Annotated in this window: 22 protein-coding genes and 1 riboswitch; of the genes, 7 read left to right on the top strand and 15 right to left on the bottom strand. The window is 43.9% G+C overall.

Translation table 11 applies throughout. The features are described 5' to 3' along the window. Positions 1-17 precede the first annotated feature (17 nt). Positions 18-1283, bottom strand: a complete 1266-nt coding sequence (locus LG368_RS08550) for a hypothetical protein (RefSeq protein WP_226754318.1) — start codon at positions 1281-1283, stop codon at positions 18-20. Between the two features lie 71 nt (positions 1284-1354). Continuing rightward, positions 1355-2515, bottom strand: coding sequence for a hypothetical protein (locus LG368_RS08545; RefSeq protein WP_226754317.1), 1161 nt, complete (start codon positions 2513-2515; stop codon positions 1355-1357). Between the two features lie 227 nt (positions 2516-2742). On the opposite strand from LG368_RS08545, the gene LG368_RS08540 reads away from it, so the two are divergent. After that, a complete protein-coding gene (locus tag LG368_RS08540; protein WP_226754316.1) occupies positions 2743-5550 on the top strand; it encodes an AAA family ATPase in 2808 nt (935 codons plus the stop codon). 80 nt (positions 5551-5630) lie between these two features. On the opposite strand, the gene LG368_RS08535 is transcribed toward LG368_RS08540, so the two are convergent. The 6 genes from LG368_RS08535 to rpsF all read right to left on the bottom strand — a co-directional run bounded on the left by LG368_RS08535 (position 5631) and on the right by rpsF (position 10888). Then, on the bottom strand, positions 5631-7193 hold the full coding sequence (locus LG368_RS08535; protein ID WP_226754315.1) for a methyl-accepting chemotaxis protein: 1563 nt from the start codon (positions 7191-7193) through the stop codon (positions 5631-5633). Between the two features lie 193 nt (positions 7194-7386). Beyond that, positions 7387-8763, bottom strand: coding sequence for a replicative DNA helicase (dnaB, locus tag LG368_RS08530; RefSeq protein WP_226754314.1), 1377 nt, complete (start codon positions 8761-8763; stop codon positions 7387-7389). 118 nt (positions 8764-8881) lie between these two features. Beyond that, positions 8882-9325 carry a 50S ribosomal protein L9 gene (rplI, locus tag LG368_RS08525; RefSeq protein ID WP_226754313.1) on the bottom strand — a complete coding sequence of 148 codons (444 nt, stop codon included), beginning with the start codon at positions 9323-9325 and terminating at the stop codon, positions 8882-8884. 22 nt (positions 9326-9347) lie between these two features. Then, a complete protein-coding gene (locus LG368_RS08520) occupies positions 9348-10208 on the bottom strand; it encodes a YybS family protein (RefSeq protein WP_226754312.1) in 861 nt (286 codons plus the stop codon). Positions 10209-10229: 21 nt separating this feature from the next. After that, positions 10230-10460 carry a 30S ribosomal protein S18 gene (gene rpsR / locus LG368_RS08515; RefSeq protein WP_024023215.1) on the bottom strand — a complete coding sequence of 77 codons (231 nt, stop codon included), beginning with the start codon at positions 10458-10460 and terminating at the stop codon, positions 10230-10232. Between the two features lie 23 nt (positions 10461-10483). Beyond that, positions 10484-10888 (bottom strand): 30S ribosomal protein S6, encoded by a 405-nt coding sequence (gene rpsF / locus LG368_RS08510; protein WP_226754311.1) that lies wholly within the window; start codon positions 10886-10888, stop codon positions 10484-10486. A 226-nt stretch (positions 10889-11114) separates the two neighbouring features. Between rpsF and LG368_RS08505 the strand changes: the two genes are divergently transcribed. After that, positions 11115-12017 carry a DMT family transporter gene (locus LG368_RS08505; RefSeq protein WP_226754310.1) on the top strand — a complete coding sequence of 301 codons (903 nt, stop codon included), beginning with the start codon at positions 11115-11117 and terminating at the stop codon, positions 12015-12017. A gap of 8 nt (positions 12018-12025) precedes the next feature. Next, positions 12026-12910, top strand: a complete 885-nt coding sequence (locus LG368_RS08500) for a DMT family transporter (protein WP_226754309.1) — start codon at positions 12026-12028, stop codon at positions 12908-12910. A gap of 4 nt (positions 12911-12914) precedes the next feature. Here the strand turns inward: LG368_RS08500 and LG368_RS08495 are convergent, their stop codons facing one another. The 7 genes from LG368_RS08495 to hldE form a co-directional block, all read right to left on the bottom strand. Continuing rightward, on the bottom strand, positions 12915-13781 hold the full coding sequence (locus LG368_RS08495) for a DMT family transporter (RefSeq protein ID WP_226754308.1): 867 nt from the start codon (positions 13779-13781) through the stop codon (positions 12915-12917). 87 nt (positions 13782-13868) lie between these two features. Then, positions 13869-14585: a thiamine ABC transporter ATP-binding protein gene (locus LG368_RS08490; protein WP_226754307.1), complete on the bottom strand. Its 717-nt coding sequence runs from the start codon at positions 14583-14585 to the stop codon at positions 13869-13871. After that, positions 14572-16206: a thiamine/thiamine pyrophosphate ABC transporter permease gene (gene thiP, locus LG368_RS08485; RefSeq protein ID WP_226754306.1), complete on the bottom strand. Its 1635-nt coding sequence runs from the start codon at positions 16204-16206 to the stop codon at positions 14572-14574. The genes LG368_RS08490 and thiP overlap by 14 nt, the downstream gene beginning before the upstream one ends. After that, positions 16178-17188: a thiamine ABC transporter substrate binding subunit gene (gene thiB / locus LG368_RS08480; protein WP_226754305.1), complete on the bottom strand. Its 1011-nt coding sequence runs from the start codon at positions 17186-17188 to the stop codon at positions 16178-16180. The genes thiP and thiB overlap by 29 nt, the downstream gene beginning before the upstream one ends. A 70-nt stretch (positions 17189-17258) precedes the next feature. Continuing rightward, a riboswitch (TPP riboswitch) is annotated at positions 17259-17376 on the bottom strand. Positions 17377-17415: 39 nt separating this feature from the next. Further along, positions 17416-18642 carry a 3-deoxy-D-manno-octulosonic acid transferase gene (locus tag LG368_RS08475; protein WP_226754304.1) on the bottom strand — a complete coding sequence of 409 codons (1227 nt, stop codon included), beginning with the start codon at positions 18640-18642 and terminating at the stop codon, positions 17416-17418. 2 nt (positions 18643-18644) lie between these two features. Continuing rightward, complete coding sequence (gene msbA, locus LG368_RS08470) at positions 18645-20444, bottom strand: lipid A export permease/ATP-binding protein MsbA (protein WP_226754303.1); 1800 nt, start codon at positions 20442-20444, stop codon at positions 18645-18647. After that, positions 20445-21872 carry a bifunctional D-glycero-beta-D-manno-heptose-7-phosphate kinase/D-glycero-beta-D-manno-heptose 1-phosphate adenylyltransferase HldE gene (gene hldE / locus LG368_RS08465; protein ID WP_226754302.1) on the bottom strand — a complete coding sequence of 476 codons (1428 nt, stop codon included), beginning with the start codon at positions 21870-21872 and terminating at the stop codon, positions 20445-20447. A 96-nt stretch (positions 21873-21968) separates the two neighbouring features. Here hldE and LG368_RS08460 point away from each other — a divergent pair, with 96 nt between their 5' ends. The 4 genes from LG368_RS08460 to LG368_RS08445 all read left to right on the top strand — a co-directional run bounded on the left by LG368_RS08460 (position 21969) and on the right by LG368_RS08445 (position 25934). Then, complete coding sequence (locus LG368_RS08460) at positions 21969-23105, top strand: AGE family epimerase/isomerase (protein WP_226754301.1); 1137 nt, start codon at positions 21969-21971, stop codon at positions 23103-23105. An 81-nt stretch (positions 23106-23186) separates the two neighbouring features. Then, positions 23187-24134, top strand: a complete 948-nt coding sequence (gene rfaD, locus LG368_RS08455; protein ID WP_226754300.1) for an ADP-glyceromanno-heptose 6-epimerase — start codon at positions 23187-23189, stop codon at positions 24132-24134. Beyond that, positions 24127-25149 carry a lipopolysaccharide heptosyltransferase II gene (waaF, locus tag LG368_RS08450; RefSeq protein WP_226754299.1) on the top strand — a complete coding sequence of 341 codons (1023 nt, stop codon included), beginning with the start codon at positions 24127-24129 and terminating at the stop codon, positions 25147-25149. The genes rfaD and waaF overlap by 8 nt, the downstream gene beginning before the upstream one ends. Then, entirely contained in the window at positions 25146-25934 is a 789-nt protein-coding gene (locus tag LG368_RS08445; RefSeq protein WP_226754298.1) for a glycosyltransferase family 2 protein, read from the top strand. The genes waaF and LG368_RS08445 overlap by 4 nt, the downstream gene beginning before the upstream one ends. Positions 25935-26222: the final 288 nt, after the last annotated feature.

The raw sequence follows: 26222 nt of genomic DNA, 5'->3' as shown, positions 1-26222 counted from the left end.
GTTGGGGTACTGCTCAATTACCCCTTTTTAGGCTCTGAAGTAGGCGCATTATTGGCTTTATCAATGGACTTGGCATTTAAACTGCTTTCGTTGTATTTCTCGTTCAACCCAGTCACCCTCGAACGCACCCTCAATATGTCAATATTGTTTGCACAGGTTTGAAACAAATTGATCACATCCGCTAAATCGGAGGGGTTGGACTTGCTCTCATCCGCGTGATCAAAGGCTTCTACCCCTTCCAAGTAATACAACTGCTCAGAAAGTTTGATCACCTCTTCTTTCAAGCGTTGTTTACCACTTCGAGTGTATTCCATACTCCCTTCTTCTAGTTGGGACTGCAGATATTCCTTAAGAAGCTCTCTATTTGGCAGGCTTCCTAACACTAAGCTGATTAACAAAAACCCTGTATTGTATACGCGTTTACCACCTGCTTTTTCCACTTTATCATGTAGTAAAAACATACCTAGCAACAACCACGCAGCCCCAGAGTATTCAAGCTTATCAGTGCGAACCAGCTTCAATAATTGCTCTAAATCTTTTGAGTATTCAACCAAAATATTTTTACTTCTTAGGTGACTTATCCCAAGCCCTAAGTTTTTAGAAGAGCGGTTCAACTGTTCTATAAAGTCATACACTTTTAAATCTTCTGCCACAATGCCGAGCATAATGTTGCGTGTACTTTCTTCTAAGAAAAAATCATCCAGTGGGGCGTCTTCCGGCGACACAATGTGATTATCACTTTTAGGTGAACGCGCAAATTTAAACAAAGAACGGAAAACAAAGTCGCGAGAACTTTCTTCAATAGTCGAAATGAGATCATCAAGCTTACTAATTAAATTACTTAGTACTTCTGGCGATAGCTCCGATGACTTCGGTGCAGGCCTTTCTCCGTAATAATTGATTAAACGTGCCGGTTTGGCTTTGCTAATATCATCATACTCTAGCAAAAGTGCCGTGCATGCGCGCTTTGCATCATAGATAGAACGCGTCACTTTAGAGTTAATATCAGAGATTTTTTCAACAGAACGGTTAAGGTAGATAATCTCTTCTCGAATCGAGTCATTTTGCTGGATATTCGTGGCTAACCCGGCAATTCGAATGGCCACTAACGCCCCTGCAAAGCCTAACGCCCACCCTCCTAAAGCATCAAACAAGCCAGTACTTTCTTGCGTTAAATTAGAAGGTAACAAATCATCTGGCAACCAATTCCACTTTAACGTGAACCAAAAGAAAGCAAGGCTGAAGACACCAAACATCACGGTTGCCAATGTCAATTGGCTCACATGCGCACCGTCAAACCAATCCATAAAATGTTTAAAAAGTCGCTTTAATTTCGACTGGGAGTGTCTCGGCATTAGATCCCCTCCCGTGGCTTAGCCCCTTCATTGCCAGAAGCTTCATCCGACGCTTTTAATTCAGCAAGCACACGCTCCAATTCATTTCGCTTACTTTCGCTCAATCCAGCAAGGTCACTTTCAAATTGATGAACCCATCTTTTAGATTCAAACTGCTGTCGATGTTTGTTGATTGTGTCGTCTAATTTCTTCTGCGCATCCTGTGGAGAGTGAAGTAAATCGTCAAACCACTCGTCAAACGTCTCTTCAGTAAACTGCACCATGAAACCTACAATTCTTTCTACTTGAGAACTGTCAATTGAGCCTTTGCCTAATGGAATATCAATGGATATTTTCAATTCTCCATCAGCAGGGTCTAACGACATAGAAAGAAATTTATACTGAAATTGACACCAAGCAATAACGGAGGCAATTAATGAATAAGGTGTGACTGATAAATCAAACTTATACATCATAGGAGATTGAAACCGAACTAAATCATCATTGCCATAGTTCATATCAACTACAAAAACATTGCTGTCATCGTGGTCTGAATACTGACTCAATTTCACTCTTAGCAGTATTCTGCCTTTCTCTTCATCGTCTTCATAATTCCATTCCTTTCGATCAAGATACTGAATAATGGCCTCTTTTACAGAGTGAGGTTTCATTGATGCATTGCTCTGTCCCTCAGGGAGCGCCTGGGAACTCACATCGGGTGCCGGTGCTTCCTCAGCACTTCCCGTTTCATCTTCTTCAATTTCTTCTTGCATTAGCTCAATTGACTGCTTTACCAAAGCACTAATCATCTGTTCACAACGCTCCACAATTGCGTCAAAGTTTTCGGTAAATTGTTCCAAAATATCACGGTTGACATTACAAGAGATACTGAATGACTCTTCATCTATTTGAGTGCTGAATAACCCTTCTGTCTCAAAATATCTTTCTCCACCTCGTTTAGCAACGATACCTTGAGTAACGCGACTTAATACACCTTCTGCTTTGAGTTGTAGGCGTAAACTGGCGTATTCGTCACCTTCAACAACATCTAACACGTAAGGAAAAACCGCATCTGCACCTACTCTGACGATGGAAATAGGTGAAACAGATACTGTATCCCAGTTATTATTTTGCGTAACAAACTGAAAAATGGACTTTGATATTTCCTGCATTAACGTCATTCTTATCTCCTATAATATATAAGATTAATATAAAGTAATCAGCACTCATAAAACTGATTTTGAGTATAACCGAATAAAAAGCAGATAAGTCAAAATCCAATAAAAAACAAAGTTTTTCTTTTCAAAGAAGTGATCCCGTTAAAATTGCGTTATTATTTAAAAATAGTGCAACGAGATTCTAATGTCTCAGTCCATCAAAAAATTAAGATCATAAGGCGGCATTCCCTTTGAAAACGTTATTGCTTACCGCAAAATTTATTGCAATAAAAGAAAAGACTAAACACATTGAGCTTGAGCACCTTCAGGCAGCCATTGAATGCCTTGAAAAGATAGATAAGAAAAACTCCAACGAAATAGAAAAGATTTGTCATGTAAAAAAAAGTCAGAATAGCTATTTCTTTTTAGTCTTAAAATACAAAAATAGTATCACTCAAGAAGTGTTAGACTGTGTAAAAAATGCTCCCGTTCACCCTTTCTCTCCTGATGTTTTCAACATTGTGGAAACGCTGACTGCGAGAAACTCGACAAATGACCTAAACGCTTTCAGTCATGCTTTTAAAGTATTCTCTCCTCTAGAAAATAGTGAAGAAGCAAGCGCTCGCTCGACGTCCAGACGCAGAGAGCAACTTAGTAAATTTGAACGTTTAAAAAGTAACCTCAGTAATGACGTGTTTGGACAAGAAACGGCAATAGAAGCCTTGGTGGATGGACTCGTTCAAAGTGATTGGCAAGAAGCAGGCAACAAACCAAAAGGCATATTTCTCTTCCTAGGCTCACCAGCAACAGGAAAAACATTTTTAGCGGAACGGTTTTCTTATCATTTGGGGCAGGATTATAAGTTTAAATTATTCGACATGACCCAGTACACAAACTCTAACGAAGCATTTGGCCTGGTTGGCGCAAAAAAGAGTTACGATGATTCAGAACCAGGTCGACTCACTCAATTTGTCAGCGATCATCCAAAATCTATTATTGTCCTTGATGAGTTTGAAAAAGCCCATAGCCAAGTATTACTAAGCCTATTACAACTCTTCTCTACAGGCTATTTAACCGACGAACATACTCAAAAAACCATCGACTTTCGCAATGTCATCGTTATCTTAACCTCTAATTTAGGAACAAGCTTTTACAACAATGAATCGTTTTTAAGTCAACTTGACGCACACCCTCATCAAGTTAAAAAAACACTCATTAGTCACCTCTCAAAAGAAACAAAAATTGAGCGCGATCGAAAAATCAAAGCCATTCCGGGCGAGCTGCTGTCACGGTTATCCCAAGGCAGCATCGTGTTTTTCAAAAAGCTGCCTTTTGATCAATTAAGCAACATTGCCTCGGCTCAAGTACAAAAAGACATCACCCTCTTCTCTCAACAGTACGACCTCAGCTTTTCAACCATTTTGCCAGAAGTAAACCAATTACTGCTATTACACTTCGCCCCTACCTTTGACATTAGAGACATAAAAGCCAGTATCTCTCATCTCATTATTGACCCTGTGACGGATTTTCTACGAAACAATCCCACTTGCCCTGCTGAAGGAATAACCGTTCAACTAGACAGCAATGCACATGACTTTTTAACGACTAATACAGAGATAAAACACCCAAAACAGCTTTCACTCAAGCATCAAACACTCCACTTTGATGTAAATTGTCAGGAAAGTAAGGGCCAACTCACACTTACCATTAGCAACCCAATCCTAACGCATATCGCCTTCTCTGAAGATATGGAGGTCACTGGTGGTTTAACGGTCGATTTTCCGTCTATTACCTTTTCCGACATCGCTGGGCACTCCTATATAAAATCGAGATTAAGTGAAGCCGCGAATCTATTAAAGCAAACATCAGAAATTGAAGCCCATGGCGTTGCCATTCCCTCTGGTATGTTACTGTATGGGCCACCCGGCACCGGTAAAACCATGTTGGCAAAAGCTTTTGCGAACGAAGCAAACTTACCCTTTATCGCTTGTGTCGGGACAGATCTGTTATCGGAAGCTTTCATCACAAGTGTTTTTAAACGGGCAAGAAAATACGCCCCCAGCATCCTATTTATTGACGAAATTGATGCTCTTCCTTCTAGAGGCTCGATGGGCCCAAGAGCAGATGCCTTGATAAACCGATTACTGACTGAAATAGATGGCTTCTCAACCTCTGGCGATGAGGTGTTTATTATCGGCGCAACAAATCTTAGAGACAAACTCGACCCGGCCCTCATTCGATCTGGAAGATTAGACCTCCACTTAGAAGTCCCCTCACCAGATAGAATGGCAAGAGAGTGGCTATTAACTAAGCAGATAGAGCACCCTTTATACGACGATGATCTTGACGTAAGTGAGTTGCTTACTCCAACAACAGGCCTTACAGGAGCAGATCTAAGCAAAATACACCGAGAAGCCGTGCTGACAGCAATGCGTAACAAGGTAGAAAAAATAACGCTTTGCATATTAATAGAAGAGATCAACATTTTAAAATATGGGGCAAAAACCTCAAACAGCAGCGACCAACAATATTTGCGAGAAGTGGCTATCCATGAGGCTGGACACGCGGTGATTTCAAAAATACTCATGCCGAATAGGAAAATTGACTGTGTCAGTATTATTTCCAGAGAGCAAACACTCGGTATGGTTTCTTATGCCGCTGGACAAAAGTTGAAACAAAACAAAGAGTACTGGGAATCCCTCACCTGCGTTGCACTTGCTGGGCGCGCTGCACAAGTGAAGGAAAGTGGTGACAACGGTATCGATACCGGCGCGAGCAGTGACCTTACGCAAGCGAGCCATTATGCGTGGGTAGCCATCACGGAATTTGGTATGCACTCTAGCCTTTATAACTTAAACATTCGTTATTTAGAGCAAAAAACAAACACACCGCTATTCAGCAAAAAAATAGAAGACGCACTCCATCAGTGGATAATCACCGCCACAGAAAAAACAGATAAGCTAGTAGAAGAGCACTGGCAAAAAATCACCCTAGTGGCCAATGCGTTAATTGAAGATGAAACCATTAATGACGCAAAGCTAAGCTTGCTTCTAACCTAAGTTAGGCTTAAACACTCCCGATGATGGCTTTTTATTAGAAAGCCATCATCGGCTTACCTAAGCAAGGTAACGAGAGGCGTTTACTGCTTCATACGTTCAGCAAGGTTGCCTTGCTCGTAAGCTTCTTCTTCAATATGAGCAATGTTGACGACAATGTTCTCTGCTCGCTCTATGCTGCTCAATCCTAATTCATCCACTTCACGCATCTTATTATTAAGATCACGCGCCACACTGGCTTGCTCTTCTGACGACACATTAATCTGAGTCGTCATCTCAACCACTTGTCGAATCGCTGACTCAATGTCCACCATTTTTTGAGCCACTGCCTCAACACTGTCCACTCCCTGTTGAGCAACAATTGCCCCTTTATCGATCGTGTTGGTGACGTCTAACGTGTTCTTTTTCAACTCTTCTGTCATGCTATGAATGCTTTGTGTGGCATTTTGCGTCCGTATCGCCAAGGCTCTCACTTCATCAGCCACAACCGCAAAACCACGCCCTGCTTCACCGGCACGCGCCGATTCAATGGCCGCATTCAACGCCAATAGATTTGTTTGCTCGGCAATACCACTAATGGAACTGACCACCTCATTGATACTGTCACTGCGCTCAGCCAAGATTGCTACTACCTTTTTTGCCTCGGCAATATCTTCGTAAACCTGACGCATGGTATCACCTGTCTGCTTGGCTAACGTTCGGCTCTCAAAGGACAAATCGCCTACTGATTGTGTTGCCTTCACGGTAACATGAACATGATCCGCTACATTGGTCACACTCGATAAGAGCTGCGAACTGGCCGCAACCACTTCTTGAAAAGTGTGTCGCTGTTTATTGAAGTTCTCTAGGTTAGTCGACACACTGCCTTTGGCTTCAGACGCTCGTAGACTAAGCTGCTGCGCCCCCACTTTCAGGCGATAACGAAAAGTCTTTCCAGAGGCTTCTTGGTGAATCTTAGCGAATTTAATCGCCGCTTTGGCACCCACGGCTTTGCAATATAAATACTGCCCGATGGGATTATGCGCTTCACTGGATAATAGAGAGACAATGGCCCGTTGCGACCGATGCTGATAATAGCTTAACAAAGCCCCTAAAAAAGCCACCACGACCCCGGCCGCTTGCAGTATCAACACACCAGATAATAAACTCAACAGTGCCAAACCAACAAAGCACAGTAATAAAGGCAATTCGGCGTTACAGAGGTAAGACATCACCTTGGTTTTTATAGGCAGCAGCCCTTTACCCGCATTAATACGGTCATAAACCGACTGAGCATGATTGATTTCATCCCGCGTGGCTTTACGTCGAACAGATTCATAACCGATCACTCGACTGCCGTCTAGCAAAGGGCTGACATGGGCACTCACCCAATAATGATCGCCATTTGAACAACGGTTTTTAACGATTCCCATCCAGCTTTTCCCAGCTTTTAAGTTGGCCCACATATCAGCAAAAACAGCAGGAGGAACATCAGGGTGGCGAATAATATTATGAGGAGAGCCCATTAGCTCTTCTCGGCTGAGTCCAGCGACATCACAAAAGGCGTCATTAACAAAAGTAATTCGCCCTTTTACATCGGTACTCGAAACCAAAGAATGCGCGTTGGAAAAGTCATTCTCTCTATTTGTGACTGGCATTTTTCGCATAAGTGCTTCTCAAATCAATTCTATTAATTTCGCCATCGTATTAGTACAAACAATGACAGCTTACCGACAGACCTTTTTCCGACATAGAACAATGAACTAAAATAGAGTCAGTAGGTTACAGGCATCCATGCGAAAACAATTAGACATACCTCAATAAAGCATCCATAAAAACGCTTATTAAACCGCTCTCCCTCTATTCGTCGTCAAAATCACGATAGGCATCGGGCGCTAAATCTTCAAATCGTGTGTACTTACCGACGAACGCCAGCCGGCATGTACCTATTGGTCCGTTACGTTGCTTTCCTATAATAATTTCTGCAATGCCTTTATGTGGCGTATCTTCATGGTACACCTCATCACGATACACAAAAGAGATCACGTCTGCATCCTGCTCAATTGCGCCCGATTCACGTAAATCTGAGTTTACAGGACGTTTATTAGGTCGATTCTCTAAGCTTCGATTCAACTGAGACAACGCCACAACAGGACACTCCATCTCTTTTGCAATGGCTTTAAGCGATCGAGAGATTTCAGAAATTTCATTCGTCCGACCTTCCGTAAAGCCTGGAATCTGCATAAGCTGAAGGTAATCCACCATGATCATCGCAGCACCACCATGCTCACGGGCAATACGACGCACTCTTGAGCGCATTTCTGTTGGACTGATCCCACCCGTATCGTCAATAAATAACTTACGATCTTTTAACATCTTGACCGCTGACATCAATTTATCCCAGTCTTCTTGAACCAACTGACCAGAACGCATACGGGTTTGGTCAATACGACCGAGTGACGATAACATACGCATCATAAGTTGTTCTGATGGCATTTCTAGACTGAACACAATGACAGGCTTATCGCTTATCATGGTGGCATTTTCCACAAGGTTCATCGCAAAAGTGGTTTTACCCATGGAAGGACGACCGGCAACGATGACAAGGTCTGATTTTTGTAAGCCTGCGGTCATGGCGTCTAAATCGGTAAAACCGGTACTTAAGCCGGTAATGGCGCCTTCTTGATGATATAACTCATCGATTTTATCGACCGTTGAGCTGAGAATATCAGAAACAATACGGGGGCCGCCTTTTTTCTCACCGCCTTCAGCGATCTGAAAAATTTTACGCTCGGCCTCGTCTAACACTTCCGCTGCGGTCATTCCTTCAGGATAAAAAGCGCGCGCTGAAATGTCACTGGTCGTTGAAATGAGGCGACGTAAAATAGAGCGCTCGCGCACAATGTCCGCATAAGCCGCAATATTAGACGTGCTTGGCGTGGCTTCGGCGACCTCAATCAAATAGGCCATACCACCGATTAACTCAAGATCACCTCGCTTGTCTAAACGCTCACCAATGGTCACCACATCGATCGGCTCAGATTCATCGGCTAAACGGGCAATCACGGCAAAAATAGAACGATGCTCAGGCCGATAAAAGTCGTCCGCCAGTACTAACTCAGAGACTTTTTCCCACGCCTCTGGATCAAGCATCAACCCGCCAACAACAGAGCGCTCAGCCTCAATCGAATAAGGTGGTAATTTAATAGAAGCGACGTCAGAATCATTTTGTTGCACGAGAAACACCCATAGAAAAACAGATAAATTGTGTGGAGCGTAGCGTAATTTCAGCCACAAAAAAAGGCATCTTGTCGTGCAAGATGCCTTTTTTCAAACTGACAATTTGCGGAGCAAATTACTCAGCAGTTACATTCAAAGTAACAGTAACGATCACTTCTGAGTGAAGTTGAACGTCTACTTCGAAAGAACCTGTGTGACGAATCGCGCCTTCTGGAAGACGGATTTCAGCTTTCTCAACAGCAACTTCTGCAGAGATCGCATCAGCAATGTCACGCGTACCGATTGAACCAAAAAGCTTACCTTCATCACCAGCATTTGCTGCGATAGTGAAAGTTTTGCCTTCTAGCGTCAAAGCACGTGCTTCAGCAGCGCCTTTACGCTCTGCCGCTTGTGCTTCAAGTTCAACGCGACGCTCTTCAAAGCTAGCCAAGTTAGCTTTAGTAGCCATTACAGCTTTTTTGTTCGGAATCAAAAAGTTACGAGCATAACCTGGTTTGACAACTGCAACGTCACCAATACCGCCTAGCTTGTTTACTTTGTCGAGTAGAATAACTTCCATCTCGATCACCTCTAATTAATCATTAGCTATCATGTGAGTTGGACGATTTATCTTGGATTCTAGAACGAATATCTACAAAACTGTCGACGACACACAGTGCCACCAAGATATTTGCAAAATACACATTCAATATAAAAAATCCCACAAGATAAAATGCAATCAGTCCAACAACCCCAATTTTTTTCTTTGCTAGAACACCGTGTACCAACGCAAGCCCTGGCAACACCAACGCGGGTATTGCAGCCTGGGACAAAGCAAGAAAAGCACCACCAAGGCTTTCACCTATCAGAACCATTCCGCCTAACACCAAACTGAATACAATTGGCAGTCTTAATTGATGAAACTCAGTACGAAGTCCGCCTGGGTTATAAAGCCCTGCTTGCCATTTCCTTGCTAAAAACAAGGAAATAACCGCAATCACCACTTGGAATATGGACACTGCAATAACGGCCTGGCTAAAGATAAGCTCTCTAGCAGGCGCTTCAACCCCCTCTGTTGTCATGACTTTTTGGACCAGCGTAACCGCCATCTCCAAAACATCTGCCATCAAAAGAGGCTGAATCAGTGTATTAATAACAGCCAGAAAACTGCCTGCCAGTAACACCCAACTCCAAGACGTGGTTGATCTCAGCAAATAGCTTAACAACATCACATCAATCAGCACCATCAGCGCTGTTGCATCCCCTTGAAACTGCCAGAGCACAAGTGCTGGTAAGCAACCCCAAGCGAATACAGGTATTCCTTCTTTTACACCTTTACGAAGTACAACCAATCCTAAGATTGCAGCAGCCAGCCAAAACATCATAGGGATCAGACCAAACGCCATCACACCAATGACGGCATTTAGACGTTTCTTCATCACCCATTTAGCCAAACCACTCATAAACGTACTTCTTTCAGCCTATTAATTAAAATGGCTGTCAGTGTAAGGAAGTAAAGCAATGTAGCGAGCGCGTTTAATAGCGGTCGCTAGCTGACGCTGGTAACGTGCCTTAGTGCCAGTAATACGGCTAGGTACGATTTTACCAGTTTCAGTAACATAACCTTTCAGTGTGTCTAGATCTTTGTAATCGATCTCTTTAACGCCTTCTGCAGTAAAACGGCAGAACTTACGACGACGGAAAAAACGAGCCATGAGTGTCTCCTAATAAGTGTAAATTAATCTTCAGATTCTTCAGATGCTTTTTCAGCATTGTCGTTGCTACGCTCTTCGCGCTGAGGAGCAGCACGACGATCTTCGCGACCTTCAGAAGCTTTAATAGGGGATACGTCAGTTACCGCATCTTTACGACGAATCACCAAGTTACGGATGATGGCATCGTTGTAGCGGAAAGTGTCGTTTAGTTCAGACAAAACACTGTCAGAACACTCAATGTTCATTAGAACATAGTGTGCTTTGTGAATTTTGTTAATTGGGTAAGCAAGTTGACGACGGCCCCAATCTTCTAGACGGTGTACTTGACCACCATCTTCAGTGATTAGGTTAGTGTAACGCTCAACCATTGCTGGTACTTGTTCGCTTTGATCTGGGTGAACCAGAAAGACGATTTCATAATGACGCATTTAAGCTCTCCTTATGGGTTCTTAGTCTCCACGCTTCCCCTGTTAAAAAGCTGTGAGACAAGGAGTATTGATTTACAGGGACGCGCATTATATAGCACTAATGAACAATAAGTAAACGAAATCCATCGTTATCTCAAAAAGCGTTTAAACCGCTTTTCACAAAGTGTTTTACAGGTGAAAGTTAAGCCCATAGAATCACAAAACATTACATTTAGGTATCCGTAATATGCCTGCTTCATCGCAATCCAAAGCCATGCTATATGGGCTTGGCGCCGTTCTCTTATGGTCTACTGTCGCTACGGCGTTTTCTATTTCGCTAAGGCACTTTTCGCCCGTGCAGTTGTTGCTGGTCGCCAACTTGGTTTCTTGGGTTTTCTTAGTCGGGCTGATCACCCTTCGAGGTGAAGCAAAATTACTGGTTAAAATAGGTAAACACTCTTTGAAATCGTCGTTGTTTTTTGGCGCCATCAATCCTCTTTTGTACTACCTGATTCTCTTTCAGGCCTATAACACTTTACCAGCACAAGAAGCCCAAGCCATTAATTACACTTGGGCCATTATGCTTAGCTTCATGGCCGTGCCAATTTTGAAGCAACGTCTTAGGCCCGCCGATTATTTAGCGGCTGGGGCGTGCTATTTTGGTGTGCTATACATTTCAACTCGTGGACAAATTAGTACGCTGGAGTTTTCCAATATAACAGGGGTTGGGTTCGCTTTACTCAGCACCATTATTTGGGCCATGTATTGGTTGTTGAATACTAAGGACACTCGACCCAGTCTGATTGGCTTAACACTTAATTTCACCTTTGCTTTGCCGCTTGTTTTTCTCTACGCAGCCGTAACAGGTGAATTAGACACATGGGATCAAAACGGTGTTTGGGGAGCCATTTATATCGGCTTATTTGAAATGGGGTTAAGTTTTGTGCTGTGGAATCAAGCAATGAAACTCACAACGAACACCAGTCAGGTTGCTAACCTGATTTTCTTATCTCCTTTGCTGTCTATTATCTGGCTCTCTCAATTTGCGGGTGAACCCATTTTATCTTCGACATTAATAGGCTTGGCGTTTATCTTAGTCGGTCTTTTCGTACAAAACTGGTCCAAGAAAGCCAAAAAAACACTTGAATAGGATTTTTCATGCCTGCTTTTTTTTACTTACTCCTACCCATTTTCTTCTGGTCAGGCAATTACATCTTAGGACGCATTACTGTCTCCAGCGGTATCGACCCCTACTCCATTTCTTTTCTTCGCTGGAGCCTAGCGTGCCTTATTTTATTGCCTTTCGCTTATAAAAAACTGTGGCAAGAAAGATACATCATTCAGAAGAACTGGCCTCTTTTAGTGTTGTTTGGCTGGTTAGGCATCTGTAACTATAACCTGTTTCTCTACATCGGCTTAACCTCTACCACCGTCACTAATGCCGTGTTACTGAATGCGATTGTGCCAGTCATGATTCTTCTGACTGCTCGACTTTTGCTGGGCAGTCGAACTACTTGGTTACAAAACACCGGCATACTGGTGTCTACATTAGGTGCCGTCACTATTGTTAGTCGCGGCAGTTTGGACACCTTATTTCACTTAAGTTTTTCCCGTGGCGATCTATGGATCATCACAGCGGCAATAAGTTGGGCGATATATTCGGTTATGTTAACTAAGCGACCTCAAGGTATGTCACTAATTGGCTTTTTCACTTCAACCGCCATCATAGGCACCTTTATTCAAGCCTTTCCGTTTTATTTTTTTGGTCGTAGCGAGTTTACAGACTTTACTATCGGCAATTGGGGGACGATTGCCTATATGGGAGTATTTTCGTCAATCGGGGCATTTTTATGCTGGAACATTGGCATTCAAAAACTTGGCGCGGCCACAGCGGGGCATTTTATTCACTTACTGCCCGTATTCAGTATTCTGTTATCGGTCGTTTTCCTTGGGGAACAATTACAGAGCTTTCACTACAGCGGTATCGCGCTGACCTTTTCCGGTATCTTTATCGCCACGGTATTGAATAAATACCGCCTTTAAACTTTTACCCTTTGCCTTCCGCCATTTTGGAGCTGATCAATACACTTAAAAAGATGAACAGCATACCAAGAATGGCGTAGGCATTAGGAATATGCCCCCAGATCACCCATCCCCAAAAACCGCTGAACACCACACCGACATAGCTGACTGGTGAAATCAGACTGGCAGGGGCTAATCGATACGCTTGATTATACAGATACATTCCCACATACAAGGCCAATACAACGATTCCTATCCACGGCCAAATTTCCAAAGGAACGACCAAACTGTCACCTTGAAACCACATCAAAGGCAAAGACAGCAACGCGGACAACAGAAAATACACAAAAAGCGTCTCTTGACCAGACACCTGATAAGACAATATTCGCGTTGTCACCATAGACAGAGCCAAGCCAATCGCGGATAAAAAGCCGACGAGATGCCAAGGGTTAAGATGATTAGGAGTGGGTTGAATCACGAATGCCACCCCAATAAAGCCAATCACCAGAGGCAGCCAACGTGACTTGGGAATGTGCACACGATGAAGTAACAGCACAACGAAAGGCACACATAAGGGCGCACAGGTTCGCAATAAAGACGCCTCGACAAGGGGAATATGATTCAATGACCAGTAGTAAAATAAGAAGCCTGCAAACCCACCGAAACCTCGTATTAAGTGAATTTTCCACACAGAAAATGGTCGTTTCTTCCAATGCCCTCTCATTTGGGGAAACACAATCAGAGTACAAAATACACTTTGCCAGAACACCAGTGTCGACACAGCGATCGTCATTTGCGCCTGTTTGGCAGCTAACGCGGTTATCGACATGACAAACGCAGACAACACCGTCAACAGAATGCCTTTTTTTATGGGATCTTGTGAATTCAACACAGGGCTCTCTTTATCAAAATACTAGATGACACAGTCAACGACATTGCCGACAGCCGTATTATTCAAAAAAACGGCTTACTTCTCTTTTTATTCCGGCAACATGGTGGTGCGATGGGCGCGGCCAAAATAACCGGCAAACAGTGGATGCACTTCTGTCTGAGACAGAACAGCAACAGACTCGTGGGCCGTCACCTGTCCTTTCTCAATTAGTAGCACCTTCCCTCCGCTTAACATGGCTTCTTGTGGCAAGTGAGAGACCAACAAGGTGGTTAAGCCTAACTCACCGGTCATGTCTTTTACCAAATACAGCATCTCTTCTCGTAACCCAGGGTCCAGTGCACTGAACGGCTCATCCAACAATAGAATCGGTTTATTGCGTACCAAGGCTCGCGCAATAGCAACACGCTGCGCTTGCCCTCCCGACAAAGCATGTGGAAAACGCATCACTTTATCAACAAGTTGCGTCTTTTCAATGGCCCACTGCACCCTTGCTGTTTGTTCGTGATTAAGTTTAAGAGAAGAAGATAAACCAATGGCGACGTTTTGCCAGACAGTTAATTGTGGAAACAGATTATCACTTTGAAATAAAGTAGAAATAGGACGCTCATAAGCGGGCAACGACAAAAGCGACTCCCCTTTGTAAGTCAAAATACCTTGCCCTGTGATAAAGCCACCGATCAAATGAAGCAAGGTACTTTTACCCTCTCCACTGCCTCCCAGCAACGTCGTTACCCCCGGCTCAATACTTACTTGATAGTTCGCATGAAAAGCGGCCCAATCGTATTGTAAATCAATGTTTAGCACGGTTTGTTACTCCACCAATAAAACGTGATGAGCCATAAAACAGCAGTAAGCACAAAAGAATCAACACAACCGCAACACAAGCGCCTTCTTCCAGCCGATAAGCTCCCACTAGCTGAAACAAATACAACGGCAAAGACACCAGCCCCTGACTACCAAATAAAGCAATCACGCCCATGTCGCCTAATGACAACAGCAGTGCATAACCAAGTGCTTGCGCAACACTCACTCGAATCAAAGACCATTCAAGACACCAACGCGACCATGAGTGCACCCCTAAACTCAAATACAACAGACGAAAGCGTTTTTCCTGTTGATACATTACTGGCATCAAGGCACGTAAAACAAACGGCAACGCCATGATGGCATTCACCCACACCACTACCCAGTAACTCGACTGAAACCCCCAGCCAAGATCACGTAAAAATAGAAATAACCCGGTGGCAAGCACCAAACCGGGCACCATTAAAATCACATTGCCAAGTTGTTCGATCTTTGTTGGCAACCTAGAAAGGTAAGGTCGGTCCATACAAAATCGAGCCAACGCCGCAAAGCTCAGCCCTAATAGAAGACTCATTAATGCCGCAGGAACCGCAATCTGTAAAGACACCCAGGTAGCCTGCCACAGCGCTGAAGATTGTAGAGTTTGAACAAACAATAGAGAAAAAATCGGATCAAAAATCGCTAGAAACGGTGGCACAACCAACACAAAAGCGAACAACAAAGCAAAACTATCGGCGCCTTTCGCCCAAAGGGAGTCTTTGATAACGTAATGAGTACTGGCCAGTAAGCTAACGTCTTGAGGATTTTTTGGAGCGACTCGGTACACTAGCAAAGCAAAAGAAGTGCAAATGATCACCTGCAATAAAGCAAGAAAACTGGTTTTATTAAGGTCAAACTCAAAACGCAATGCCTGATAAATAGCGACTTCTAACGTGCTGGATTTAGGCCCACCTCCTAGACTTAACACCACGGCAAAGCTGGAAAAGCACAGCATAAAAATCAGTACAAAGGCGCCCGGCAACGCCTTTTTCACATAGTGCCACTCAATCCAGCGAAACGCAGCCCAACGAGAAAAGCCCAACTGAGAAGCTTGCCGCCATTGCCCGGCAGGAATCAGATCATAGCTTTGCAGTAAAAGACGCACCGCTAACGGCATATTAAAAAATACATGGGCAAGCAAAATGCCGACCAGACCATACAGAGGAGTCGTTAGTCCAAACCATTGATTCAGCCAGCCATTTCGACCATAGACCACAACCAGCCCTAAAATCGCAACAAGAGTTGGCACTACCATGGACACGGAAAACAACTGCAACAATAGGCTTCGACCTCGAAAGCGCCGATGCATCAAACACGAAGCGACGGGTAAGGCCACCAGCAAGCTGATACCACTACTCAAGAGCGCTTGCCACAAAGAAAAGCGCACCACTCGCCATAGATAAGGCTGCTGCATGTATTCCCACCAAGTGGAGAATTCGCTATAACGCAAAAGAGCCGCCAAACTGGCCGCTCCTAATAACAAAAATACCCCCACACCAAAGAGTGCGGGGGTTAGTCTTTTAAGCGCATACAACACAGGTAAAAATAAACGGCTATCGAGTCGTGGCTTCCAACCATTCATTGATCCACGCTTTACGATTTTGTGTCACCTCGCTAGCAGGAAGCACTAAATTCTGAGTAGGCTCCAGAGCACGATCAAAAGCGGCTGGCAGTGGCGTATCTAAATCCATCACAGGCAACATCCAGTTTCCAGTCGCAATAGTCGATTGGAAGCCAGGTTGCAAAATAAACTGCATAAAACGCTGTGCCAATTCTGGATTCGGTGCATCTTTCATTAAAGCAGCGACTTCCACTTGTGGATAACGTCCCTCTCTTGCTGGTGCCGCTTGATACTGATTTTCGCCCTCTACAACCATATGATAAGCTGGTGATGTGGTGTAACTCAGTACGAGATCCGCTTCCCCTTTCAAAAACAAACCGTAGGCATCAGACCAACCTTTTGTCACAGTCACTGTGTGCTTTGCAAGACGTTCCCAAGCGCCATCGGCTTCCTCGCCATACACCGACTTCATCCATAACAACAAACCTAACCCTGGCGTACTGGTACGCGGGTCTTGATAAATCACGCGTAAGTCTTGGTTATCCACCACGTCTTTTAAGCTGCTAGGAGGATGACTTAATGTCTCTGTGTTGTAGATAAAAGCAAAATGCCCTTGGTCAAATGGCACGAAGGCCTTATCCGTCCAACCCCCAGGTACGGTCACACCAGACGTATCCACACCGTGATCGGCCAGTAATCCTGTTTTTCGAGCGGCTTCCGTCAAATTAAGGTCTAAACCTAATAACACATCCGCTTGGGACGATTTGCCTTCTAATTGCACTCGAGACAAGATACCCACCGATGAATCAAGAGCAACAAAGTTCAACTCGCAACCACACTCTTTTTCAAAGTTGGCTTTGATTTTTGGCCCTGGGCCCCAATCTGATGCGAACGAGTCATAGGTATAGACATTAAGCGTTTCAGTCGCCATCGCCGCAGAGGACAAAGCCAAACCTAAACCCAACAAAGACGATGAGCAAAAAGTACGAAAATCAGTATTCAAGGTGTCGCTCCTAAAAATAAATGAGCGGCGCATGGGAAATGGTAAAACAAGGGCAAACGAACGTTATACCGGTTGATTACTATCTCAATTCCTACGCCAGCATAATCTGGATCAGGTTCTGTGGGTTAGTGGTCAGTCCACTTCTCAGTTTTGCTGTAACGATACGCAAAACACCCCATGAGATATCAAATATGACAAAACATTAAGTCAGTATTGTAAGCAGTCGCCTAATGGAAGTCTATTTCAGAAAGGACTCTTGCAACGGCCCCTTGATTTTTTTCAGCAAACTGCAAAGCATTCTGCCCAATTGCCTGTCGCTGCGGTTGGTCAGCAGCCAATTCAATCAAACGTTGCACCAGTTCAGACTCATTATGACAACGGATGGCCCCCCCAGCATCAATAAGCTGTTGGGTGATATCGAAAAAGTTAAAGGTATGCTCGCCCACAAGAATGGCTTTTGCCAACAAAGCAGGCTCTATGGGGTTATGCCCTCCGCGCTCAATTAAACTTCCTCCAACAAAGGCAATATCTGATGCTTGATAATAATGCATCAGCTCTCCCATTGAATCGCCTACCACTACATTGGTGTGAGACCAATCATCGAGAGAAGACTGACTACGACGCATCGCCGTATTCACACCTTGCTTCGCTAGACGATAAACGTCATCAAAACGCTCAGGATGCCTAGGCACCAGAATAAGCAAAGCATTAGGAAGCACCTTTATTAATGCTTGATGGGCATTAAGAAGAATCTCGTCTTCCCCTGGGTGAGTGCTTGCCCCTACCCAGACAAAACGTTCGCCTAAACGGCGACGCCAGTTATCTTCTACTACCGTGTCAGGCACAGTCAGATCAAACTTAATATTGCCTACGACAGAAACCTTTCTTGCACCAAGCGCGGTAAAACGCTCAGCATCTGCTTGGGCATGAGCCAAAAAAGAATCAGGAAGAGCGAACAATGGACGGGAGATCAGAGAAAATTTTTGATATCGCTGGAAAGAGCGTTCGCTTAAACGAGCATTCACCACATCGACTTGAAAGCCATGAGCTTTTGCCAGATGCAGCAAATTCGGCCAAAGCTCTGTCTCGACAATAACGAGATGGCGACAGTCTAATTGTGTTATGACTCTCTTTACGGCACATCGCCAATCCATCGGCAAATAACGGTGCTCAGCAAATGGAAAACTTTTGGTAACTTGCTCCGCCCCTGTTGGCGTCATGGTCGTGATTAACAAACGTTTTGATGGATGCTGTCTTCGCCACTGCTCGACTAACGGACGCACCGCCAACACCTCACCGACCGATGCACAATGAACCCATAAGTCAGCACTGACTTTTGGCCAGTACCCCATGGCTTCCTTTGCCCGGTAAGCGGAATTATTTTTTTGAAAGCGCCGCACCTTAGTAAGAACAAAAGGGGTAAAGATCATAAAGAGCGCACGATAAAGCCACATAGTTAAGCGCTGACCTCACTAAACTGCTGATTATGCAGTTGTGCATAAGCGCCATTCATCGCTAGTAATTCATGGTGTGAACCTTGTTCAACAATCTCACCATGATCCACTACTGCAATAATATCGGCATTTTCAATTGTCGATAATCGATGCGCAATCGCAATGGTCGTACGGTTGGCCATCAAGCCATCTAATGCAGATTGAATTGCTCGCTCGGACTCTGTATCAAGGGCTGACGTTGCTTCATCCAAAACCAAAATAGGGGCATTTTTCAAGATCGCCCTTGCTATCGCAATGCGTTGGCGCTGACCACCTGATAACAGCACGCCGTCTTCCCCAACTAAGGTATCTAACCCCTGCTCTAATTCCTGAATAAAGCCCCAAGCATTAGCCGCTTTCGCAGCCTCTATCACTTCTTCCTCAGTAGCTTTTTTCAAGGCACCATAAGCAATGTTATCTCGAATGGAGCCGTTAAATAACACCACCTTCTGATTTACTAAAGCAATATTAAGACGTAAATCAGCGAGTTTATAATCACTAACAGACACACCATCAATATTTAATTGACCACTTTCAATATCATAAAAACGTGGTAATAAGTTAGCAATTGTCGACTTACCACCCCCAGAGCGCCCCACTAAGGCTAAGGTTTTACCCGCTGGTAGCGTCAGGTTAATATTGTTCAATGCCTGTTTATCCGAGCCATGGTATTTAAAAGACATGTTTTTCCATTCAATGTCTCCTTTAACAGAAGATGCTGAGATTTGTCCTTCATCAACCTCTTCTTTGAGGTCAATAAAATCGAAAATACTGTACGATGCTGCAATCCCTTTTTGCAGAATACTGTTTACTTCCGTGAGTTGACGGATAGGCTTACCCAACATCCCAGCGGCTGTCAGAAAAGCAATAAAATCCCCCGGCGACATGTGTGAACTGATGGAAGGGCTTAAGGCAAACCAAATTAAGGTCGCCATCATAATCGCTAAAATAAACTGTACGATCGGCACATTTAACGAGCGCGTCATTTCCATTTTCAGCTGTGATCGTCTGTTTTCACTGGCCGCCTTACGAAAACGCTCAATTTCGTATTCACTGCCACCAAATATTTTCACAACCTCATGGCCTTTAATCGCTTCAGAAGCAACATCGGTTACCCCCCCCATCGCATTTTGAATACGGGTACTGAGTTTGCGAAAGCGTTTCGAGGCGTAAGCCACAATGACACCAATTAACGGCACGACAAGCAAAAACAACAGGGACAAGCGCCAATTCATGTAGATCATATAGCTGAGCAAGCCAACCACTGTCAGCCCTTCTCGCAACAGCACGCGTATCGCCTGAGTAATGGAGCCAATGACCTGCTCAGTGTCGTATGTTAGCTTAGCCAATAAGCGGCCCGTTGGAATGGAGTGGTAATAATCTGCGGATAAAAACACTAACTTGTTAAACATCGTTGTACGCAGGTCAAACACCACATTGTTGGCCACTTTTGCCATAAAATAGTTGCCCAGAAAGGTCCCTATCCCACGGGCAATAAACACCGCTAAAATAGCCAATGGAATCAGCATACGACTTTCAGAAATAGTACCAACAGACACCACATCGACGATGTGCTTCAACAAAGCCGCCAAAGCAGGCTCCATGGCCGCGTAAATCACATACCCCAACACACTGAGCATCAAATAGCCCCAAGAAGATCGTACATAGCCTAATAGGCGAAAATAGGTCTTCATGCCAGAAAGGGGCACTGTGGTTACGGTATTGTCATTTTTTGTCGTATTTTTTTTATTTTGATCGTGCATTTATAGGTTCGCTTTTTCGATAATCGCGGTGGTGGAATACCCGTCTACAAAGGTCAACACCTTCACTTCACCACCATGAGCCAGAATATGTTCTGCGCCAACAATAGTGTCGATCGTATAATCTCCTCCTTTGACTAAAACATCAGGCGTTAAGTATTCAATGATTTCTTTTGGCGTGTCTTCATCGAACCAGGTTACCCAATCGATCGCTCCCAAGCCTTCGAGAACCGACATACGATGAACAAGGTTGTTAATTGGTCGCTTATCACCCTTCAAACGCTTCACTGACGCATCGGTATTCACCGCTACGATTAGGCGGTCGCCTAAGGCTTTTGCTTGCTTCATGTAAGCGATGTGACCAGGGTGCAGAATGTCAAAACAACCATTAGTGAAGACGATCTTCTCACCGTTGATTTGCGATAATTTGATTTGTTCAAGCAAATCTTCAGGCGATAAAACGCCAAAATTCGTGCCGTGAGAGCGTTTAAACATAATGCCTTCCAGCTGATCAGCGCTGATTGAGGCCGTACCTAATTTCCCCACCACATAACCCGCTGCCTGATTGGCGTATTCTACCGCATCGGTAAAGCGTTTACTGGTAACAAACACCGCGGTCAGCACGGCAACAACGGTATCACCTGCACCCGTGACATCAAAAACTTCTTTGGCGGCTGTTGCTAAGGAAAACGGTGGTTTATCATCGCTGAATAATATCAAGCCATCTTCACCACGGGTCACCAAGAGCGCTTTCCAACCAAATTGCTCACGCAATGCTTTGGCTTTTATTTCTAACTCTTTGGTGGAATGACACTTTCCAACGATGGTTTCAAACTCTAAAAGGTTGGGTTTTACCAAGGTAGCACCTTGATAAATGGAAAAATCTTTGCCTTTTGGATCAACAAAGCTGGGGACATTCGCTACGTTCGATAAGCGAATCAAGGTTTGCACATCGGCCAAACAGCCTTTGGCGTAATCTGAGAAAATCACCGCATCAGATTCAGGTAAGCAGCTTTCTACGACACGGGCCAGTGCCTCATTCTGAGAAAGACTGTCCTCACGCTCTTCAAAATCTAGGCGGATAAGCTGCTGATGGCGGCTCATAACACGAAGCTTGGTAATGGTCGGCAGCGTTTTTGAGCGAACAAATCGGCAAGTTACGCCTTCTCTCTCAAGACATCGCGTCAAAACATCGCCGTTCTCGTCATTACCTACAATACCAACTAGCGTCACTGAAATGCCTAACTTAGCCAGTCCAAGTGCTACGTTTGCTGCACCACCCGGGCGATCTTCGATATTCGATACCTTTACCACTTGAACAGGAGCTTCAGGTGAAATACGTGACGTACCACCATGCCAATAGCGATCCAACATCACATCCCCAACAACAAGAATGTGTTTATCTTTAAAATTCAAATATGAAGAGGTCATAAGCACTTAATAATCGATTTTTGGAGATGGGCATCTTATCATACTCACTCAATAAGTTGGACATACCTAAAACAGACTAAATAAGGCTTTTACTCCATGCTAAATTCCTCTCTTGTCGCCTGCCAATCTTTTCTATTTGATGAGCTACTTATTCACTGGTCTGATAAGGGTATCGATACAAAACAAGGGTTTAGCTATGAGAGCATGCAACACAATTGGACACGTAACGAAGTTGGTCGCATAAGATTGCTCACCCAATGCCGACAGCTTTATACCTTCAGTCATGCCAGTCAAATGCATCCAGCCAGTGAATGGGAAGCGAAGCTCACGCCTTTATTCGACTTTATTGTTGACCATTACTTTGTTGATGGGCGCTGGATTTTCTCCTTGAATGATGATTTGTCTATTAAAGACACCCACTCTGATGCTTATGCCTTGGCCTTTGTGCTTTTGTCTTTTAGTCACTATTACAAGACCACAGGGGATGAGAGAGCGATAAGCTATATGCAGAAGACCCATCATTTTTTGCTGGATAACATGCAAGCAGAATCTGGTGGCTTTTATGAAGCGTATCCGGTTGATATGGCGCAAATTCGTCGACAAAACCCACACATGCATTTATTAGAAGGCTATATTGCGGCTTACCATGCCACTCAAGACGATGCTTATAAAAATGTCATCCAGTCCTTGCTAGACTTAACCCTTGAGCACTTTTACCACAAAGACAGCAAAACCTTACGAGAGTTTTTCACTCCCGACTGGCTGCCAGATCCGACAACAGGCCATCAAGTTGAACCAGGCCATCACTTTGAGTGGGTGTGGCTACTTTATCAAGCCAATAGCATCTTACAAAATGCGGACTACATCGATTTAGCGCAGCAACTATGGCGCACAGCATCACGCTATGGTCTAGCAAGCAATGGCGGGGTTTACAATCAAATCGATGGCAACACTTTTCAACCGATTGACCTAGAAAAACGTATTTGGCCAATCACTGAATATCTAAAAGCCATTACTGTTATGCCCATTGGTAAGGAAGAAAAAATCGATCGGCTTGAGAAGGCACTCGCCTTTCTCCAAACCTATTATTTTTTGCCCGACGGCCGTTGGAATGAGTATTTAAACGCTGACAACACAGCAAAAGACTTTCCGTTACCGGGAACCAGCAGTTATCATATTTTTCTCGGCTTAGCAGAAGTGATAGCATGGGCAAAATTGAATAACGACTTTTAAGCAAAGTAGATAAAATACCTAGGTGGCTACGAATACATCCATAGCCACTCATTGTAGCCTTTCACAATAGGATCACAACATATGTATATAGTAACAGGCGGCGCCGGATTCATCGGCAGCAACATTATCAAAGCGTTGAATAAAAGAGGGATTAAAAACATTCTTCTCGTTGACGATTTGACCGATGGTAAAAAATGTCTAAATTTGTCGGACTTGGATATCGCCGATTACATGGATATGTACGATTTTTTAGACGCCATTAAAAATGACACACTGGGTATCAACCCTGTTGCTATTTTTCATGAGGGCGCCTGTTCTGCGACAACGGAGTGGAATGGTAAATTTGTGATGGACGTTAATTACCAATACTCTAAAGCCGTGTTAAATTTTTGCTTAAAACATGAAACGCCCTTTTCTTATGCATCTTCTGCTTCTGTATACGGTTCTGGGCCTATCTTCCAAGAGTCTCGCGAAAACGAGAAGCCACTGAACATGTATGCCTATTCTAAATTTCAATTTGATCAGTATGTACGTGCTGCTTTACCAAAGGCAAAAAGTCAAATTGTTGGATTTCGTTATTTCAATGTCTATGGTCCTCGTGAACAACACAAAGGCAGCATGGCAAGCGTTGCTTTTCACCTTCGTAATCAAGTACTGGCGGGAGAAAACCCAAAACTATTTGGTGCCTATGATGGTTACGAAGCCGGCGGACAAAGCCGTGATTTTATTTATGTAGAAGACTTGGTCAATACCAAGCTTTGGTTCCTAGACAATCCTGAAAAATCCGGTATTTTCAATTTGGGTACGGGCAAAGCCGAACCCTTTAAAACCATTGCAGAAACGATTATTGAACAGTACAACAAAGGCGAAATCGAATACATTCCTTTCCCTGAACACTTAAAGGGCGCTTATCAAAGCTTTACTGAAGCCGACATCACTAAGCTTCGTGAAGCGGGTTACGAGGGATCATTTAGAGGTCTAGCGCAAGGGGTGAAAGACTACCTGACTTGGCTGGATGCAAATGGCTAAATATCTCATTGTTGGCCCTTCCTGGGTCGGTGACATGGTCATGGCTCAAAGCCTTTTTATGACAGTAAAACAGCAAGATAAAGACGCTGTCATTGATGTCATTGGCCCTAAATGGTCGGTACCTATTTTAGCCAGAATGGCGGAAGTACGCCATGCTATCACCTTGCCCACAGGGCATGGTGAGTGGGGAATCAGTATTCGTCGCAAACTGGGTCACTCGCTTCGTTCAGAACATTACGATCACGCTATCGTGATGCCACGTTCTTGGAAATCGGCGTTGGTACCGTTTTTTGCTAAAGTACCACACCGTGTGGGTTTCACTGGCGAACAACGCTATGTATTGCTTAACGAGCGTCGTACTTTGGATAAAAGCATTCTTAATCAGACAGTCAAGCGATTTACGTCGTTAGGATTGCCTGTGGATAAAGCGTACCCACCTCTGGATATACCTTCACCGACTCTACGAGTTGACTCTGAGAATCAAAAAGAACTCTATAAAGCACATAAATTATCGGATCGCCCTGCTATCGCTTTGATGGCGGGTGCTGAGTTTGGCCCTTCTAAACAATGGCCAATTCCTTACTTTCACGAACTGGCGAAAAGTGCCATTGAAGCGGGTTATCAGATTTGGGTGTTAGGTGGTCCTAAAGATCAGAAAGATGGCGACCGTATCGTAGAGGGTTTAGGTGAATACGCGGTCAACCTATGCGGAAAAACGCAATTGGTTGATGCGATTGATTTACTGGCCGCCGCCGACAAAGCGGTAAGCAATGACTCTGGGCTAATGCACATCGCCGCCGCCGTTGGCACTTACGTGCATGGTATTTATGGCTCTACCAGTGAGTTGTTTACTCCGCCACTGACCGACAAAAAAACCATCCATAACTTACACCTTGAATGTTCGCCTTGCTTTAAAAGAGAGTGTCCTTTGGGGCATTTAAACTGCCAAAACCAACAGACACCTGATGAAGTTATTAGCACTCTAAACCTGTCAACGCTGGAAACCACACCATGACAAGCTCGAACACCAAAGTGACGCTATCCGCTGCACTAATTGTTAAAAACGAGGCCAAAAACCTAAAAGTGTGTCTCGATAGCCTAACCGGCTGGGTAGATGACATTATTATTTTGGATTCAGGCAGCACCGATGACACTCAGGCTATAGCAGAAAAATACACTAGCCATTTCTATGTTAAAAGTGACTGGAAAGGCTTTGGCTTACAAAGACAAGCAGCACAAAATTACGTCTCTACAGATTATGTACTATGGATAGACGCAGATGAGGTCGTAACTGAAGAGTTAAAAAACAGCATTTTGACCGCTATTAATGAAAACAAAAAACAGACGGCTTACAGCATTAATCGAAAGAGTTGGGTATTCGGGCGCTTTATTGAACACTCTGGTTGGTACCCTGACCGAGTGACGCGCTTATATAAAGTCAATGAAGGGCGCTATTCTGACGACCTGGTGCATGAAAAAGTGCTCTTGGATAAGCAAATTATCGTTGAAAATTTACAGGGTGACCTAACACATTACACTTACGATGACCTACACCACTACTTAGTGAAATCTGCATCTTATGCAAAACTGTCTGCTGACCAGAAAGAACAAAGAGGAAAAAAAACCTCGCTAAGCAATGCATCACTCCATGCCTTTGGCTGTTTCGTAAAAATGTACTTACTAAAACGTGGCTTTCTTGATGGTAAACAAGGCTTTTTATTAGCGGTACTATCCGCGCATTCAACCTTTGTAAAATACGCCGATTTATGGATTCGTTCCCAACCTAAACGCCCTGAATAATGTTAGGGCGCTAAAAAGTCATTTTTAAAACATAACTTCATTCAATTTTTAGTGATTGAATTTTTTATTACTCATTGACCCGATTATTTTAGCAGGATTTCCACCAATTATACTTTCACTCTCAAAAGAAGACACTACGTTAGATGTTGCTGACACTACAGAGTCGTCCCTGAATAATGGCGTTTCAGACAAGAAACGCCATGGTATTTTTAGGCTTTTCCATTAAAAACGTTATTTTTAGCCATATGCGCTGTAAAAAAGACCCAAAATATTGGGCACAATAAAGCC

The organism is Marinomonas algarum (genome assembly GCF_020532605.1).
Classification (GTDB): domain Bacteria; phylum Pseudomonadota; class Gammaproteobacteria; order Pseudomonadales; family Marinomonadaceae; genus Marinomonas; species Marinomonas algarum.
The sequence above is the reverse complement of the archived record's forward strand: the minus strand, read 5'-3'. Positions and strand labels throughout refer to the sequence as shown.

What these genes read in the sequence shown, in the direction of transcription:
- rpsR (WP_024023215.1), bottom strand. Translation starts at nt 10,460, where the DNA reads ATGGCTCGTTTTTTCCGTCGTCGTAAGTTCTGCCGTTTTACTGCAGAA.
- LG368_RS08520 (WP_226754312.1), bottom strand. Translation starts at nt 10,208, where the DNA reads ATGAGTGGTTTGGCTAAATGGGTGATGAAGAAACGTCTAAATGCCGTC.
- rplI (WP_226754313.1), bottom strand. Translation starts at nt 9,325, where the DNA reads ATGGAAGTTATTCTACTCGACAAAGTAAACAAGCTAGGCGGTATTGGT.
- LG368_RS08460 (WP_226754301.1), top strand. Translation starts at nt 21,969, where the DNA reads ATGCTAAATTCCTCTCTTGTCGCCTGCCAATCTTTTCTATTTGATGAG.
- LG368_RS08445 (WP_226754298.1), top strand. Translation starts at nt 25,146, where the DNA reads ATGACAAGCTCGAACACCAAAGTGACGCTATCCGCTGCACTAATTGTT.
- rpsF (WP_226754311.1), bottom strand. Translation starts at nt 10,888, where the DNA reads ATGCGTCATTATGAAATCGTCTTTCTGGTTCACCCAGATCAAAGCGAA.
- msbA (WP_226754303.1), bottom strand. Translation starts at nt 20,444, where the DNA reads ATGCACGATCAAAATAAAAAAAATACGACAAAAAATGACAATACCGTA.
- LG368_RS08535 (WP_226754315.1), bottom strand. Translation starts at nt 7,193, where the DNA reads ATGCGAAAAATGCCAGTCACAAATAGAGAGAATGACTTTTCCAACGCG.
- LG368_RS08545 (WP_226754317.1), bottom strand. Translation starts at nt 2,515, where the DNA reads ATGACGTTAATGCAGGAAATATCAAAGTCCATTTTTCAGTTTGTTACG.
- LG368_RS08505 (WP_226754310.1), top strand. Translation starts at nt 11,115, where the DNA reads ATGCCTGCTTCATCGCAATCCAAAGCCATGCTATATGGGCTTGGCGCC.
- LG368_RS08475 (WP_226754304.1), bottom strand. Translation starts at nt 18,642, where the DNA reads ATGTGGCTTTATCGTGCGCTCTTTATGATCTTTACCCCTTTTGTTCTT.
- thiP (WP_226754306.1), bottom strand. Translation starts at nt 16,206, where the DNA reads ATGAATGGTTGGAAGCCACGACTCGATAGCCGTTTATTTTTACCTGTG.
- hldE (WP_226754302.1), bottom strand. Translation starts at nt 21,872, where the DNA reads ATGACCTCTTCATATTTGAATTTTAAAGATAAACACATTCTTGTTGTT.
- rfaD (WP_226754300.1), top strand. Translation starts at nt 23,187, where the DNA reads ATGTATATAGTAACAGGCGGCGCCGGATTCATCGGCAGCAACATTATC.
- waaF (WP_226754299.1), top strand. Translation starts at nt 24,127, where the DNA reads ATGGCTAAATATCTCATTGTTGGCCCTTCCTGGGTCGGTGACATGGTC.
- LG368_RS08500 (WP_226754309.1), top strand. Translation starts at nt 12,026, where the DNA reads ATGCCTGCTTTTTTTTACTTACTCCTACCCATTTTCTTCTGGTCAGGC.